Consider the following 14,974-nt stretch of genomic DNA (forward strand, 5'->3'; position numbering starts at 1 on the left):
CCTCACCCGAAGAAGTTCCTGACCTGCTCGAGTCCGTCGACGAGGGCGTCCACCTCGGCGGGGGTCGAGTACAGGTAGAACGACGCTCGCGTGGTCGCGGGAATTCCGTACCGCAGGCACACCGGCCGCGCGCAGTGGTGGCCGACGCGTACCGCGATGCCCTGCTCGTCGAGCACCTGGCCCACGTCGTGCGGGTGGATGTCGCCGAGCGTGAAGGAGATCGCCGCGCCGCGGTCCACGGCGGTCTCCGGGCCGACGATCCGCAGCGAGGGGACCTCGCGCAGCCGCTCCAGCGCGTACTCGGTGAGCGCGTGCTCGTGCGCGGCGATCTTGTCCATGCCGATCGCGCTGAGGTAGTCCACCGCCGCGCCCAGCCCGATGGCCTGGGCGATCGGCGGGGTGCCGGCCTCGAACTTGTGCGGCGCGGGCGCGTAGGTGGAGGAGTGCATCGAGACGGTCTCGATCATCTCGCCGCCGCCGAGGAAGGGCGGCAGGTCCTCCAGCAGCTCCTGGCGGCCCCACAGCACGCCGATGCCGGTCGGGCCGACCATCTTGTGGCCGGTGAAGGCCACGAAGTCCGCGCCGAGCGCCTGTACGTCCAGGGCCATGTGCGGGGCGGCCTGCGAGGCGTCGATGAGCACCAGCGCGCCGACGTCCTGGGCGCGGCGGACGATCGCCTCGACCGGGTTGACGGTGCCGAGGATGTTGGAGACCAGCACGAAGGAGACGATCTTGGTCTTCTCGGTGATGACCTGCTCGATGTCGGACAGGTCCAGCCGCCCGTCGTCGGTGAGGCCGAACCACTTCAGCGTCGCACCGGTGCGCTGCGAGAGCAGCTGCCACGGCACGATGTTGGAGTGGTGCTCCATCTCCGTGATGACGATCTCGGTGTCGCGGTCCACCCGGTAGGGCTCGTCGGCCCAGCCGAGCATGTTCGCCACCAGGTTCAGCGACTCCGAGGCGTTCTTGGTGAAGATCACCTCGTCGCGGCTGGGCGCGTTGACGAACGCGGCGACCTTGTCGCGGGCGCCCTCGTACAGCGCGGTGGCCTCCTCGGCGAGGACGTGCACACCGCGGTGGACGTTGGCGTTGGACCGCTCGTAGTAGGAGTGCAGCGTGTCCAGGACCTGGCGCGGCTTCTGGGAGGTCGCCGCGTTGTCCAGGTAGACCAGCTTCTTGCCGTCGTGGACGACCCGGTCCAGGGCCGGGAAGTCCTTCCGGATGGCCTCGGTGTCCAGCAGACCGGGCAGGGGCCGCCGGGTCGGCGGGGGGAGTGTCACGCTGCAGCGCCGCCCTTCACATAGGACTCGTAGCCCTCTTCCTCCAGCTTGTCGGCCAGTTCCGCGCCGCCGGACTCGGCGATCCGGCCGGCCGCGAAGACATGGACGAAGTCGGGCTTGATGTACCGCAGGATGCGCGTGTAGTGGGTGATCAGCAGGGTGCCGACCTCGCCGGACTCGCGGACCCGGTTGACGCCCTCGGACACGACGCGCAGCGCGTCGACGTCGAGGCCGGAGTCGGTCTCGTCGAGGATCGCGATATGCGGCTTGAGCAGTTCGAGCTGCAGGATCTCGTGGCGCTTCTTCTCACCGCCGGAGAAGCCCTCGTTGACGTTGCGCTCGGCGAAGGAGGGGTCCATCTGGAGGCGCTCCATCGTCTCGCGGACCTCCTTGACCCAGGTGCGCAGCTTGGGGGCCTCGCCGCGGATGGCGGTCGCGGAGGTGCGCAGGAAGTTGGAGACCGACACGCCGGGGACCTCGACCGGGTACTGCATGGCCAGGAACAGGCCGGCCCGGGCGCGCTCGTCGACGCTCATGGCGAGGACGTCCTCGCCGTCGAGGGTGACGGTGCCGCCGGTGATCGTGTACTTGGGGTGGCCGGCCAGCGAGTAGGCGAGGGTGGACTTGCCGGAGCCGTTGGGGCCCATGATGGCGTGGGTCTCGCCCTGCTTCACGGTCAGGTCGACGCCCTTGAGGATCTCCTTGGTGGAGTTGTCGGCTTCGACGGTGACGTGCAGGTCGTGGATTTCAAGCGTTGCCATGGGTGACTCAGGACTCCTGGGTGACGGAGACGAGCACGTCGTCCCCAACGATCTTGACGGGGTATACGGGCACGGGCCGCGTCGCGGGCGGTCCGGAGGGCTTGCCGGTGCGCAGGTCAAAGGTCGAGCCGTGCAGCCAGCACTCGATCTGGCAGTCCTCGACCTCGCCCTCGGACAGCGAGACGTTGGCGTGCGAGCAGATGTCGTAGATGGCGAAGACCTCGCCCTCGGTACGGACCACCGAGACCGGCAGGCCGTCGATCTCCACCCGGTGCGGGGTGTCGTCGGCCAGGTCCGCGACGGCGCAGACGCGTACGAACGAGTCGGTGGCGGTCATCCGACGGACGCCTCCAGTTCGGCGTCGATCTTCGCCATCAGCCGCTCCTCCAGGTCGGCCAGGCCGATCTGCTGGACCAGCTCGCCGAAGAAGCCGCGGACGACCAGCCGGCGGGCCTCCTGCTCGCGGATGCCGCGGGACTGGAGGTAGAACAGCTGCTCGTCGTCGAAGCGGCCGGTGGCGGAGGCGTGGCCGGCGCCGACGATCTCGCCGGTCTCGATCTCCAGGTTCGGCACCGAGTCGACGCGGGCGCCGTCGGTGAGGACCAGGTTGCGGTTGAGCTCGTAGGTGTCGGTGCCTTCGGCGGCGGCCCGGATGAGCACGTCGCCGATCCACACCGCGTGCGCGTCCTCGCCCTGCAGCGCGCCCTTGTAGGCGACGTTGGAGCGGCAGTGCGGGGTGTCGTGGTCGATGAACAGCCGGTGCTCCTGGTGCTGGCCGGTGTCGGTGAAGTACAGCCCGAACAGCTCGGCCTCGCCGCCGGGGCCGCCGTAGACGACCCGCGGGTGCAGCCGGACCAGGTTGCCGCCGAAGGTCACCACGACGGACCGGAAGGTCGCGTCGCGGCCGATGAGGGCGGTGTGCTGGGCGGCGTGCACGGCGGTGTCGTCCCAGTCCTGGACGGAGACGACGGTGAGCTTGGCGCCGTCGCCGATCAGGTACTCGACGTTGGCGGCGAGCGTGGTGTCGCCGGTGTGGTCGATGACGACGACGGCCTCGGCGAAGCTGCCGACCTCGACGACCTGGTGGCCGTAGACGGTGCCGCCCTCGCCGTGCAGCGCGATCCGGACCGGCTCGGTCAGCACGGTGTCCTTGGGGATGCTGACGACCGACGCCTTCTCGAAGGAGCTGAACGCCTGCGCGGCGACCCGGTCCACGGGCTTGCCGGCCCTGCCGACCCGCGGGTCGGTGCGGTCCACGGTCTGCACCGTGACGCCGTCGGGCGCGGTCACCTCGACGCGCAGGGCGCCGGTGGCCTCGGCGGTGCCGTCGTGCAGCCCGCGCAGCCGTTCCAGCGGAGTGAAGCGCCACTCCTCCTCGCGTCCGTGCGGCACCGGGAAGTCGGCCACGTCGTACGACGGGGCCGCGCTGACCCGGGCGTCGGCGGGCTGTCCCACCGTGATGGCACCGTCCGTGGTGCTGCCCGCAGGGGTGATGTCAGCCATGGCTATTGGTACAGCTCTCTCTCAGGAAGTACGTCGTCGCGGGTGGGGTCGGGAGGCGGGGCCGGCGGCTAGCCGACGGCGCCTTCCATCTGGAGCTCGATCAGCCGGTTGAGCTCCAGGGCGTACTCCATGGGGAGCTCCTTGGCGATCGGCTCGACGAAGCCGCGCACGATCATCGCCATCGCCTCGAACTCGGTCAGACCGCGGCTCATCAGGTAGAACAGCTGGTCGTCCGAGACCTTGGAGACGGTCGCCTCGTGGCCCATGGACACGTCGTCCTCGCGGACGTCGACGTACGGGTAGGTGTCGGAGCGGGAGACCGTGTCGATCAGCAGCGCGTCGCACAGCACGTTGGACTTCGATCCCGCCGCGCCCTCGCCGATCTCGATCAGGCCGCGGTACGAGGTACGGCCGCCGCCGCGGGCCACCGACTTCGACACGATGTTCGAGGAGGTGTTGGGCGCCATGTGCACCATCTTGGCGCCGGCGTCCTGGTGCTGGCCCTCGCCGGCGAAGGCGATGGACAGCGTCTCGCCCTTGGCGTGCTCGCCCATCAGGTAGACGGCCGGGTACTTCATGGTGACCTTGGAGCCGATGTTGCCGTCGACCCACTCCATCGTGGCGCCCTCGTAGGCGACCGCGCGCTTGGTGACCAGGTTGTACACGTTGTTCGACCAGTTCTGGATCGTCGTGTAGCGGCAGCGACCGCCCTTCTTCACGATGATCTCCACGACCGCCGAGTGCAGCGAGTCGGACTTGTAGATCGGCGCCGTGCAGCCCTCGACGTAGTGGACGTAGGCGTCCTCGTCGACGATGATCAGCGTCCGCTCGAACTGGCCCATGTTCTCGGTGTTGATCCGGAAGTAGGCCTGCAGCGGGATGTCGACGTGCACGCCCTTCGGCACGTAGATGAACGAGCCGCCCGACCACACCGCCGTGTTGAGCGAGGCGAACTTGTTGTCGCCGGCCGGGATGACGGTGCCGAAGTACTCCTGGAACAGCTCCGGGTGCTCGCGCAGCGCGGTGTCGGTGTCCAGGAAGATCACGCCCTGCGCCTCCAGGTCCTCGCGGATCTGGTGGTAGACGACCTCGGACTCGTACTGCGCGGCGACGCCGGCGACCAGGCGCTGCTTCTCCGCCTCGGGGATGCCGAGCTTGTCGTAGGTGTTCTTGATGTCCTCCGGCAGGTCCTCCCAGCTCTCGGCCTGCTTCTCGGTGGACCGCACGAAGTACTTGATGTTGTCGAAGTCGATGCCGGTCAGGTCCGAGCCCCAGGTCGGCATGGGCTTCTTCTCGAACAGCCGCAGGCCCTTGAGCCGGAGCTTGAGCATCCACTCGGGCTCGTTCTTCTTCGCGGAGATGTCGCGGACGACCTCCTCGGACAGTCCGCGCCGGGCCGAGGCACCCGCGACGTCGGCGTCGGCCCAGCCGTACTCGTAGGTGCCGATGCCTTCCAGCTCCGGGTGAGTGGTCTCCGTGGGTGCAGTCATGCGGGCTTCCTCCCGGACGTGCTGGCTGATGCCTGGTCGGTGTCCGCCTCGGCGGTCGAGGCGTGGGGATGGTTCGGGCCGGTGCCGCCGGCGGGTGCCGGTCGGGCCGGGTGGTGCGGGGGCCTGGGCACGAAGGTCGTGCACACGCCGTCGCCGTGGGCGATGGTGGCCAGCCGCTGGACGTGGGTGCCGAGCAGCCGGGAGAAGACCTCCGCCTCCGCCTCGCACAGCTCGGGGAACTGCTCGGCCGTATGGGCGACCGGGCAGTGGTGCTGGCACAGCTGCTCCCCCTCGACGCTACGCGAGGAGGCTCCCTCGGCGGGTCCTGGGGTGCTGTGGGTGGTGGCCGCGTAGCCGTCCGCGGACAGCGCCCGGGCCAGCGCCCTGGTGCGGTCCTCCGGTGCCGCCGCCTCGACGGCGGCGCGGTAGCGTTCGGCCTGCGCGGCGACGCGGGCTCTGGCGAAGGCCGACACCGCGGCCTGGCCCTCGGTCCCGCCGCCCGCGGTCTGCGCGATCCAGCGCAGGGCGTCGGCGGCGAGCGCGTCGTAGGCCTGGTCGAAGGCGTCCCGGCCGCACGCGGTGAGCGCGAAGACCCGGGCGGGCCGGCCGCGACCGCGGTGGCCGTACACCCGCGGCTCGCGGGGCGCCACGACGTCCTCGGCGACGAGCGCGTCGAGGTGCCGGCGTACGGCTGCCTGGGTGAGCCCGAGCCGCTCGGCGAGGTCCGCCGCGGTCGAGGGTCCGTGGTCCAGGATGGACCGGGCGACGCGGTTGCGGGTGGACCGCTCCCCGGTCGTCTGCTCCTCCGCCGCCTCAGGGGCGGCACCACCGACGTATTTCACAAGCACATTGTTGCGTAATTCGTCAGGCGCGGGCAAGCGACGCCCGCACCGGCGGCGGTGCGTTACGTCACTAAGGGTCACCTAATCTCGCCCCGCGGCCCGGACCGCTCCGCCGGCTCCCTAGACTCGACCCCATGCGAAACGAGCCCGCCGTCCAGGTGACCGGTCTGGTCAAGCGGTACGGGACCAAGGCCGCGGTCGACGGCCTGGACCTCGCGGTGCCGCACGGCAGCGTCACCGCCGTCCTCGGCCCCAACGGCGCGGGCAAGACCACCACCGTCGAGATCTGCGAGGGCTACCGGCGCGCCGACGCCGGGAGCGTACGGGTCCTCGGGCTTGACCCGGTGACCCAGGGCGCGCGGCTGCGGCCCCGGATCGGCGTGATGCTCCAGTCGGGCGGCGTCTACCCCGGCGCCTACGCCGAGGAGATGCTGCGGCACACCGCCGCGCTGCACGCCCATCCGGTGGACCCGGCGCTGCTCATCGAACGGCTCGGCCTGGAGTCCTGCGGCCGTACCGCCTACCGGCGGCTGTCCGGCGGGCAGCAGCAGCGGCTCGCGCTCGCGATGGCCGTGGTCGGCCGCCCCGAGCTGGTCTTCCTCGACGAGCCCACCGCCGGGCTCGACCCGCAGGCCCGGCACGCCACCTGGGACCTGGTGCGCGAGCTGCGGGCCGACGGCGTCAGCGTCGTGCTGACCACGCACTTCATGGACGAGGCCGAGCAGCTCGCCGACCAGGTCGTGATCATCGACGGCGGCCGGTCCATAGCCCGCGGCACCCCCGAGGAGCTGTGCCGCGGCGGCGCCGAGGGCACCCTGCGCTTCACCGGCCGCCCGGGCCTGGACCTGGCCTCGCTGCTCAAGGCGCTGCCCGCCGACACCGCGGCGGCCGAGCTGAGCCCGGGCAGCTACCGCGTCGAGGGCAAGGTGGACCCGCAGCTGCTGGCCACCGTCGCCTCCTGGTGCGCCCAGCACGGCGTCATGCCGGACCACCTCGCCGTCGAGCGGCGCACGCTGGAGGACGTCTTCTTGGAACTGACCGGCAGGGAGCTGCGCGGATGACCGCCACCACCACCGCCGCCGCGGACCGCACCGGTGGCGGCACCTTCACCCCGGCGCCCGGCCCGGCCCGTACCGGCGCGATGATCCGCGCGCAGGCGGTGCTGGAGACGAAGATGCTGCTGCGCAACGGCGAGCAGCTGCTGCTGACCGTGGTCATCCCGGCGCTGCTGCTGGTCGTCTTCAGCGCGGTCGACATCGTCGACACCGGCGCGGGCAGGTCGGTGGACTTCCTCGCCCCCGGCATCCTCGCCCTCGCGGTGCTCTCCACCGCCTTCACCGGGCAGGCCATCGCCACCGGCTTCGAGCGCCGCTACGGGGTCCTCAAGCGGCTGGGCGCCTCGCCGCTGCCGCGCTGGGCGCTGCTGACCGCCAAGACGTGCTCGGTGCTGGTGACCGAGCTGCTCCAGGTCGTGCTGCTCACCGCCATCGCCTTCGCGCTCGGCTGGTCGCCGCACGGCAACCCGCTGGCGGTGCTGGTCCTGCTGCTGCTCGGCACCGCGGCCTTCTCCGGGCTCGGGCTGCTGATGGCCGGCACGCTGCGGGCCGAGGCGACGCTGGCGGCGGCGAACCTGGTCTTCCTGCTGCTGCTCATCGGCGGCGGGGTGATCGTGCCGATGGACAAGTTCTCCGGCGGGGTGCAGGACCTGCTCAAGCTGCTGCCGGTCTCGGCGCTGTCGGACGGGCTGCGGGACGTGCTCCAGCACGGCGCCGGGATGCCGTGGGGGGACCTCGGCATCCTCGCGGTGTGGGCGGTGGTGGGGCTCGCGGCGGCGAGCCGCTTCTTCCGCTGGGAGTAGGCCCGCGCGGGGACCGGCCTCGTAAGAACCCGTACGAGGGAGGGCGCGGCTCCTTTGCGCGGGCGGGTGCGGCCCCCTCGTGAAAACGCGCACAAGGGGGCGCCTACCATGGCTGCGTGCCGAAACTGCCCGACATCGCGCGAAACCCGCTCGCTTTCATCGCCGCCAGGTGGACGCCGGACCCCGTGACGGTCCGCCGGGCGGCGCTCGCCGCCCTGGTGATGTCGGTGGTCATCGTGGTCACCGGCGGCGCGGTCCGGCTGACCGCCTCGGGCCTGGGCTGCCCGACCTGGCCCACATGCAGCGGCGACAGCCTGCTGGGCACCCGCGAGATGGGCGTCCACCACGCCATCGAGATCAGCAACCGCATGCTGACGTACGTGCTGTGCGCCGCCGTCGGCTGGGCGATCATCGCGATCCGGGCGATGGAGCCGCGCCGCACCGGGCTCTACCGGCTGGCCTGGGCGCAGTTCTGGGTCGTGGTCGGCAACGCGGTGTGGGGCGGCCTGACCGTCCTGACCAAGCTCAACCCGTACGTCGTCTCGCTGCACTTCCTGCTGTCCGCCGCGCTCATCACGGTGGCCGTGCTGACCTGGCAGCGGGTCGACGAGGGCGACGCCTCGCCCCGGCCGCTGGTCGGCAAGCCGGTACGGCAGCTGGGCCAGGTGCTGGCCGGCGCGACCGCGGTGCTCATCGTGGTGGGCACGCTGGTCACCGGCGCCGGCCCGCACCCCGGCGACTCCAGCACCGCGCACAAGGTGCAGCGCATCGACGTCGACTGGAAGACCATCGCCCAGCTGCACGCCGACTTCGCGTGGGTGGTCGTGGGCCTGACCGTCGCGCTGTGGTTCGTGCTGCGCGCGGTGGACGCCCCGCGCGGGCCGCAGCGCCGGGTCGCCGAGCTGTTCGGGGTGCTCATGGGCCAGGGCGTCATCGGCTACGTCCAGTACTTCACGCATCTGCCGGCCGCGCTGGTGGACCTGCACATGTTCGGCGCGAGCCTGGTGTGGATCGCGCTGCTGCGGGTGCTGCTCGCGATGCGCGAGCGGCCGGTGTACGAGCCCGGCGCCGTGCCCGCGCCCGCGGTGACGCGGCAGCAGGCGCAGGAGGGCGTCCTGCGCTGAGCCTCCTGCGCCGAGCCGGGCCCTCAGGCGCCCGGGAGGCCGTAGACGCGGCGGGCGTTGCCCGCCCGGACCAGGGCCGCGACCCGGGCCGCGTCCGGCGCGGACCACTCCCCCGCGGCGACCCGTTCGGCGACCAGGCGGTCCAGGGCGGCCAGGAAGCCGCGCGCGGCCGTGACGTACAGCTCGGGCAGGCCCGCCGCGCCGCCCGCGTACAGCACCTTGCCGAAGGGCGCGCGGGCCAGGGCCGGGGCGGGGTCGGCGCCGACGGCGAGGTAGACGTGCGGCAGCTCGGCGGCCAGCCGGGCGGCGGCGGCCTCGTGCGCGGGCCCGGGCAGCAGCACGACGTCCGCGCCGAGCCCCGCGGTGGCCCGCAGGAAGCCCTCGCCGGGGCCGTGTTGCGCGTACCGCAGCGCCAGCGGCCGGCCGGCGGCGAGCGCCTGCCAGGCCAGGTGGTGCAGCAGGACCGGGTCGGCGGGCCGCTCCCCCACCCGCCGCCGGGCGAGCCAGCCCGCGGCGGCGCGGCGCAGCGGCACGAGACCGGGCGGGCCGTGCGCGGGCGCGACGCCGAGGGGTTCCGCCTCGCACGCGAAGCCGACCGCGCCGAGGGCGGCGCCGCGCACGGACTCCGCGAGATTGGCCAGAAAACCCCCTACCGTCCCGGAGGTGTCGGCCACCTGCTGCGCGAGCTGCTCCAGCCGCACGATCTCGTACGCCGCCGCGCCGCCCGCCCCGCCCAGCTCCTCGGGCGGCGTCAACTCCCCGGGCGCGCCGGTGTCCACCAGGTACGCGCCGATGCCCGTCCCGCGCAGCAGCAGCCGTACGGCCTCGTACGCGCCCAGCTCGCGGCGCCTCGCCAGGTAGCGGGCGGGGGTGCAGTGCGGTTCCAGGCCCAGCAGCGGCGGGCACCAGCGGCGTACCGCGAAGCCGGCGGGGCTGTCGAAGAGCGTCGTGCGGGGCGCGGCCACGCCCGGTAAGCGGGCCTCGAACGCCCCGATGCCGAGGTCGCCGGGCTCCACCCCGTGGCCGTACGCGTCCACCAGCAGCCCCCGCCCGCCGGCCATCCACCGCTCCCTCGCCGCCGTCCCGCGCTGTGCCGGGCCCGACGGCCCACGGCATCGTCAGGGGCGGGTGCCACCGCCGATCTGAATTCCGGCCATCCGCTTCCACTCGTAGGGCCCGGTGACGACCCGCCCGGCCATCTCCCCGTCGAAGCCCTCCCGGCGCGTGACGCCCGCGCCCTCGACCGCGGCCTCCGCCGCCGCATGCGTCGGCGCGAACAGATCCCCCCAGGCCCCGTCGGCCCCCACCAGCACGATGCGGCTGCCCCGCGCCCCGACGTACTCCACACACGCCTCGGCCCCGCCATGCCCCCGCGCGAACCGCTCGACGTCCCGCACCAGCCGCCCGACCACTCTGCTCTCAGCCATGCGCCTATGCTACCCGCGAGTAGCCCCACGCGTCCGCGTCCCGGGGCCCTTCGTACGACAGCCGGCAGGGGCGCGGGTGAAGTCCCCGCGCCCCTGGTGGGCATGCCGCGGCACCTACGCCGACGCCGCCGGATACAGGTCGCGCGGGAGCTTCGCCGCGGCGGTGGCGTCCAGCAGCCAGAGCGTGCGGGTCAGGCCGCGGGCGGCGGAGGCGGGGGCCTGGAGGGCGCCCGGGTCGGAGAGGGCCAGCGCGACCGCGCCCGCCTTGTCCTCGCCCGCCGCGAGGAGCCACACCTCGTGCGCCGCCCGGATCGCGGGCAGCGTGAGCGAGATCCGGGTCGGCGGCGGCTTCGGGGAGCCGTGGACGCCGACGACCGTACGGGTCTCCTCGCGCACCGCCGGGTGCTCGGGGAAGAGCGAGGCCACATGCGCGTCCGGCCCGACGCCGAGCAGCAGCACGTCGAAGGCCGGCACCCGGCCATGGCCCTCGGGCCCGGCCGCCGCGGCGAGCTCCGCCGCGTACGCCTCGGCCGCCGCCTCCACGTCGGAGCCGTACGGGCCGTCGGACGGCGCCATCGTGTGGACCCGCGCCGGGTCCAGCGGCACGGCGTCCAGCAGCGTCGCGGCCTGCGTGGCGTTGCGCTCCGGGTCGCCGTCCGGCAGGAAGCGCTCGTCGCCCCACCACACGTCCAGCCGCGCCCAGTCCACCGCGTCCCGCGCGGGGGACCCGGCGAGCGCGGCGAGCAGCGCGTTGCCGTTGCGGCCACCCGTGAGCACCACCGAGGCGGTGCCACGGGCGGCCTGCGCGTCGACGACCCGGGTGATGAGCCGGGCCGCGGCGGCCTCGGCCATCAGCTCCTTGTCGCGGTGCACGACGACCTGGGGCGTACTCACTTCGACGACCCCGCCGCGCCCGACCCGGACGAGGACGCGGAGGAAGAGGCCGACGACGACGAAGAGGCCGACGAAGAGGAGGACTTCGCAGCCGAGGCCGCCGCCTTCTTCTGCGCCGTCGGGGTCGCCCCGGCCGCGCCCTTGGGCGCCTCCTTCGCGTCCTTGCCGCCCTTCGCGCCGCCCACGAGGTGGTTGACGCCGAAGTCGATCGTCATGCGGTATATGTCGTCGGGGTCGAGCCGGCGCAGCTCCTCGGCGATCAGCTCCGAGGTCTCCCGCCGCTTGAGCGCCACATGCCGGTCCGGCTGCCCCGGCACCGACAGCTCGGCGAGCCGCCCGTCCGGCCGGTCCAGGCAGATGTCGCCGCCCTCGGTGAACAGGTGCACCCCGGTGATGCCGGGGCCGTCCGAGACCTTGCGCTCCACCTCGACGCCCAGCCGCTCGGCGAGCCACAGCGCCAGCAGCTCGGTGCTGGCGTTGTACGCCTCGCCCTCCACGGCCGCCGCGGTGATCTTCGCGTGCTTCTGGTCCAGCGCCGCCGCCAGCATCGAGCGCCACGGCGTGATGCGGGTCCAGGCCAGGTCGGTGTCGCCCGGCGTGTAGCCGTCGGCGCGGACCTTCAGCGAGCCGACCGGGTCCTCCGCGGAGGCCGCGTCGGTGATCCGGCGCTGCGCCAGCCGGCCCAGCGGGTCCTTGCCGGCGACGTCCGGCGCCTGGTCGGGCCACCAGCACACGACGGGCGCGTCCGGCAGCAGCAGCGGCAGCACGACGGACTCGGCGTGGTTGGCCAGCTCGCCGTGCATGCGCAGCAGCACGGTCTCGCCGGTCCCCGCCTCGTCGCCCACCACCACCTCGGCGTCCAGCCGGGCCCCGGCCCGCTCCCTGGGGGAACGGCCCGGGCGCTTGATGACCGCGAGGATGCGCGAGGGGTGCTCGCGCGACGCCTCGTGCGCGGCCCGCAGCGCGTCGTAGGCGCTGCCCTCGTCGGTGACGATGACCAGCGTCAGCACCATGCCCACCGCGGGGGTGCCGCTGGCCCGCCGGGCCTCGATCAGCCCGGCGTTGATGCGTGCGGACGTGGTGTCCGTGAGGTCGATCTTCATGGCCGGCGCCAGCTCCTGCCGTCTCGTGCGAGCATCTCGTCCGCCTCGACCGGGCCCCAGGTGCCCGCCTCGTACTGCGCGGGCCTGCCGTGCCGCTCCCAGTAGCTCTCGATGGGGTCGAGGATGTTCCAGGACAGCTCTACTTCCTGGTGCCGCGGGAAGAGGTTGGCATCGCCGAGCAGCACGTCCAGGATCAGCCGCTCGTACGCCTCCGGGCTGGACTCGGTGAAGGACTCGCCGTACGCGAAGTCCATCGTCACGTCCCGCACCTCGGTGGAGGTGCCCGGCACCTTCGAGCCGAACCGCACCGTGACGCCCTCGTCCGGCTGCACCCGGATGACCAGGGCGTTCTGCCCCAGCTCCTCGGTGGCCCCGGACTCGAAGGGCAGATACGGCGCGCGCTTGAAGATCACCGCGATCTCGGTGACCCGGCGGCCGAGCCGCTTGCCGGTGCGCAGGTAGAACGGCACGCCCGCCCAGCGGCGGTTGTTGATCGTCAGCCGGACCGCCGCGTAGGTGTCGGTCTTGGACTTCGGGTCGATGCCGTCTTCCTCCAGGTAGCCCAGCACCTCCTCGCCGCCCTGCCACGCGTGCGCGTACTGCCCGCGCACGGTGTGCTTGCCCAGGTCGTCCGGCAGCTCCACCGCCGAGAGCACCTTGAGCTTCTCCGCCGTGAGCGCCTTGGGGTGGAAGGAGCCGGGCTCCTCCATCGCGGTGAGCGCCAGCAGCTGGAGCAGGTGGTTCTGGATCACGTCACGGGCCGCGCCGATGCCGTCGTAGTAGCCGGCCCGGCCGCCGATGCCGATGTCCTCGGCCATCGTGATCTGGACGTGGTCGACGTAGGACCGGTTCCAGATCGGCTCGTACATCGTGTTGGCGAACCGCAGCGCCAGGATGTTCTGGACGGTCTCCTTGCCCAGGTAGTGGTCGATCCGGAAGACCTCGTTGGGCGGGAAGACGTCGTGCACGATCCGGTTGAGCTCCTGCGCGCTCGCCAGGTCGTGGCCGAACGGCTTCTCGATGACGGCGCGCCGCCACGAGTCGCCGTTGCCCTGCGACAGCCCGTGCTTCTTGAGCTGCTGCACCACGTTGGGGAAGAACCTCGGCGGCACCGACAGGTAGAAGGCGAAGTTGCCGCCCGTGCCGCGCGCCTTGTCCAGGTCCTCGATCGTGGTCTTGAGCGTCTCGAAGGCGGTGTCGTCGTCGAAGTCGCCCTGCACGAACCGGCAGCCCTCGGCGAGCTGCTGCCAGACCTCCTCGCGGAAGGGGGTGCGCGCGTGCTCCTTGACCGCGTCGTGCACCTCCTGCGCGAAGTCCTCGTCCTCCCAGCTGCGGCGGGCGAAGCCGACCAGCGCGAAGCCCGGCGGCAGCAGCCCGCGGTTGGCCAGGTCGTACACCGCCGGCATCAGCTTCTTGCGCGACAGGTCGCCCGTCACGCCGAAGATGACCAGTCCGGACGGCCCCGCGATACGCGGCAGCCGCCGGTCCAGCGGATCGCGCAGCGGGTTCTCGCGGCGCTCCGGGGTCTCAGTGCTCACCTCAGGCCTCCGCAGGAGCGAGCCGTTCGAGTTCCGCCTTGGTGGAGTCCAGCAGTTCGTTCCAGGCCGCCTCGAACTTCTCGACGCCCTCGTCCTCCAGCTGCTGGACCACGTCGTCGTACGAGATGCCGAGCGCCCCGATGGCGTCCAGCTCGGCACGCGACTGCTCGTACGTGCCGTGGATGGTGTCGCCGGTGACGCGGCCCTGCTCGGCGGTGGCCTCCAGGGTCGCCTCCGGCATGGTGTTGACGGTGTTCGGCGCGACCAGCTCGGTGACGTACAGCGTCGCCGGGTAGGCCGGGTCCTTCACGCCGGTGGAGGCCCACAGCGGGCGCTGCTTGTTGGCGCCCTTGCGCTCCAGCGCCAGCCAGCGCTCGGAGCCGAAGACCTCCTCGTACGCCTGGTAGGCCAGCCGGGCGTTGGCGACGGCGGCCTTGCCCTTGAGTGCCTTGGCCTCGTCGGTGCCGATCTTCTCCAGGCGCTTGTCGATCTCGGTGTCCACCCGGGAGACGAAGAACGACGCGACCGAGTGGATCTGCGAGACGTCCAGGCCCGCGGCGTCCGCCTTCTCCAGGCCGGTCAGGTACGCGTCCATGACCTCGCGGTACCGCTCCAGGGAGAAGATCAGCGTGACGTTGACGCTGATGCCGCGCGCGGTGACCTCGGCGATGGCCGGCAGGCCCGCCTTCGTCGCCGGGATCTTGATCAGCGTGTTCGGCCGGTCCACCAGCCACGCCAGCTGCTTGGCCTCGGCGACCGTGGCCCGGGTGTCGTGCGCCAGCCGCGGGTCCACCTCGATCGACACCCGGCCGTCCCGGCCGCCGGTGGCGTCGAAGACCGGGCGGAAGATGTCGGCGGCGTCCCGTACGTCGGCGGTGGTGATCATCCGCACCGCCTCGTCCGGGGTCAGCCGGCGCGCCGCGAGGTCGCTGACCTGCGGGTCGTACAGCTCGTCGCCGGAGATGGCCTTCTGGAAGATCGACGGGTTGGTCGTCGCGCCGACGACGTGCTGCTGGTCGATCAGTTCGTGCAGGTTGCCGGTGGTGATGCGCCGGCGGGACATGTCGTCGAGCCAGATCGCGACGCCTTCGTCGGAGAGGCGCTCAAGTGCGTCTGTCATGGGAATTGCATCTCCTGGATTGTCGTGTTACCTG

The 14,974-nt window shown here is 72.4% G+C and carries 15 protein-coding genes; 3 read left to right on the forward strand and 12 right to left on the reverse strand.

Annotated elements, in window-relative coordinates:
* Positions 1-2: 2 nt before the first annotated feature.
* The 6 genes from HCN08_RS20010 to HCN08_RS20035 all read right to left on the reverse strand — a co-directional run bounded on the left by HCN08_RS20010 (position 3) and on the right by HCN08_RS20035 (position 5,876).
* On the reverse strand, positions 3-1,250 hold the full coding sequence (locus HCN08_RS20010; RefSeq protein WP_167984584.1) for a cysteine desulfurase: 1,248 nt from the start codon (positions 1,248-1,250) through the stop codon (positions 3-5).
* A 26-nt stretch (positions 1,251-1,276) separates the two neighbouring features.
* On the reverse strand, positions 1,277-2,041 hold the full coding sequence (gene sufC / locus HCN08_RS20015) for a Fe-S cluster assembly ATPase SufC (RefSeq protein WP_167984526.1): 765 nt from the start codon (positions 2,039-2,041) through the stop codon (positions 1,277-1,279).
* Positions 2,042-2,048: 7 nt separating this feature from the next.
* Entirely contained in the window at positions 2,049-2,378 is a 330-nt protein-coding gene (locus tag HCN08_RS20020; protein ID WP_167984527.1) for a non-heme iron oxygenase ferredoxin subunit, read from the reverse strand.
* Entirely contained in the window at positions 2,375-3,544 is a 1,170-nt protein-coding gene (gene sufD, locus HCN08_RS20025) for a Fe-S cluster assembly protein SufD (RefSeq protein WP_167984528.1), read from the reverse strand. Before sufD ends, HCN08_RS20020 begins: the two co-directional genes overlap by 4 nt.
* Before the next feature lie 68 nt (positions 3,545-3,612).
* Complete coding sequence (sufB, locus tag HCN08_RS20030) at positions 3,613-5,034, reverse strand: Fe-S cluster assembly protein SufB (RefSeq protein ID WP_167984529.1); 1,422 nt, start codon at positions 5,032-5,034, stop codon at positions 3,613-3,615.
* On the reverse strand, positions 5,031-5,876 hold the full coding sequence (locus tag HCN08_RS20035; protein WP_322974574.1) for a helix-turn-helix transcriptional regulator: 846 nt from the start codon (positions 5,874-5,876) through the stop codon (positions 5,031-5,033). Before HCN08_RS20035 ends, sufB begins: the two co-directional genes overlap by 4 nt.
* Before the next feature lie 134 nt (positions 5,877-6,010).
* Here HCN08_RS20035 and HCN08_RS20040 point away from each other — a divergent pair, with 134 nt between their 5' ends.
* The 3 genes from HCN08_RS20040 to HCN08_RS20050 all read left to right on the forward strand — a co-directional run bounded on the left by HCN08_RS20040 (position 6,011) and on the right by HCN08_RS20050 (position 8,858).
* Positions 6,011-6,937, forward strand: a complete 927-nt coding sequence (locus tag HCN08_RS20040; RefSeq protein ID WP_167984531.1) for an ABC transporter ATP-binding protein — start codon at positions 6,011-6,013, stop codon at positions 6,935-6,937.
* Positions 6,934-7,734: an ABC transporter permease gene (locus tag HCN08_RS20045; RefSeq protein ID WP_167984532.1), complete on the forward strand. Its 801-nt coding sequence runs from the start codon at positions 6,934-6,936 to the stop codon at positions 7,732-7,734. Before HCN08_RS20040 ends, HCN08_RS20045 begins: the two co-directional genes overlap by 4 nt.
* 116 nt (positions 7,735-7,850) lie before the next feature.
* A complete protein-coding gene (locus HCN08_RS20050) occupies positions 7,851-8,858 on the forward strand; it encodes a COX15/CtaA family protein (protein ID WP_322974575.1) in 1,008 nt (335 codons plus the stop codon).
* A gap of 23 nt (positions 8,859-8,881) precedes the next feature.
* Here the strand turns inward: HCN08_RS20050 and HCN08_RS20055 are convergent, their stop codons facing one another.
* The 6 genes from HCN08_RS20055 to tal form a co-directional block, all read right to left on the reverse strand.
* Positions 8,882-9,919, reverse strand: coding sequence for an amidohydrolase (locus HCN08_RS20055; RefSeq protein WP_167984533.1), 1,038 nt, complete (start codon positions 9,917-9,919; stop codon positions 8,882-8,884).
* Between the two features lie 57 nt (positions 9,920-9,976).
* Positions 9,977-10,285 (reverse strand): hypothetical protein, encoded by a 309-nt coding sequence (locus HCN08_RS20060; RefSeq protein ID WP_167984534.1) that lies wholly within the window; start codon positions 10,283-10,285, stop codon positions 9,977-9,979.
* A 114-nt stretch (positions 10,286-10,399) separates the two neighbouring features.
* Positions 10,400-11,179 carry a 6-phosphogluconolactonase gene (gene pgl, locus HCN08_RS20065; RefSeq protein WP_167984535.1) on the reverse strand — a complete coding sequence of 260 codons (780 nt, stop codon included), beginning with the start codon at positions 11,177-11,179 and terminating at the stop codon, positions 10,400-10,402.
* On the reverse strand, positions 11,176-12,282 hold the full coding sequence (opcA, locus tag HCN08_RS20070; RefSeq protein ID WP_167984536.1) for a glucose-6-phosphate dehydrogenase assembly protein OpcA: 1,107 nt from the start codon (positions 12,280-12,282) through the stop codon (positions 11,176-11,178). Before opcA ends, pgl begins: the two co-directional genes overlap by 4 nt.
* The gene (gene zwf / locus HCN08_RS20075) at positions 12,279-13,820 is read right to left on the reverse strand and encodes a glucose-6-phosphate dehydrogenase (RefSeq protein WP_322974576.1); all 1,542 of its coding nucleotides are present in this window, start codon (positions 13,818-13,820) and stop codon (positions 12,279-12,281) included. The genes opcA and zwf overlap by 4 nt, the downstream gene beginning before the upstream one ends.
* A 1-nt stretch (position 13,821) precedes the next feature.
* Positions 13,822-14,940 carry a transaldolase gene (tal, locus tag HCN08_RS20080; RefSeq protein ID WP_167984537.1) on the reverse strand — a complete coding sequence of 373 codons (1,119 nt, stop codon included), beginning with the start codon at positions 14,938-14,940 and terminating at the stop codon, positions 13,822-13,824.
* Positions 14,941-14,974 lie beyond the last annotated feature (34 nt).

Origin of the sequence: Actinacidiphila epipremni, from assembly GCF_012034175.1 — a bacterium.
GTDB classification, from domain to species: Bacteria; Actinomycetota; Actinomycetes; order Streptomycetales; family Streptomycetaceae; genus Actinacidiphila; species Actinacidiphila epipremni.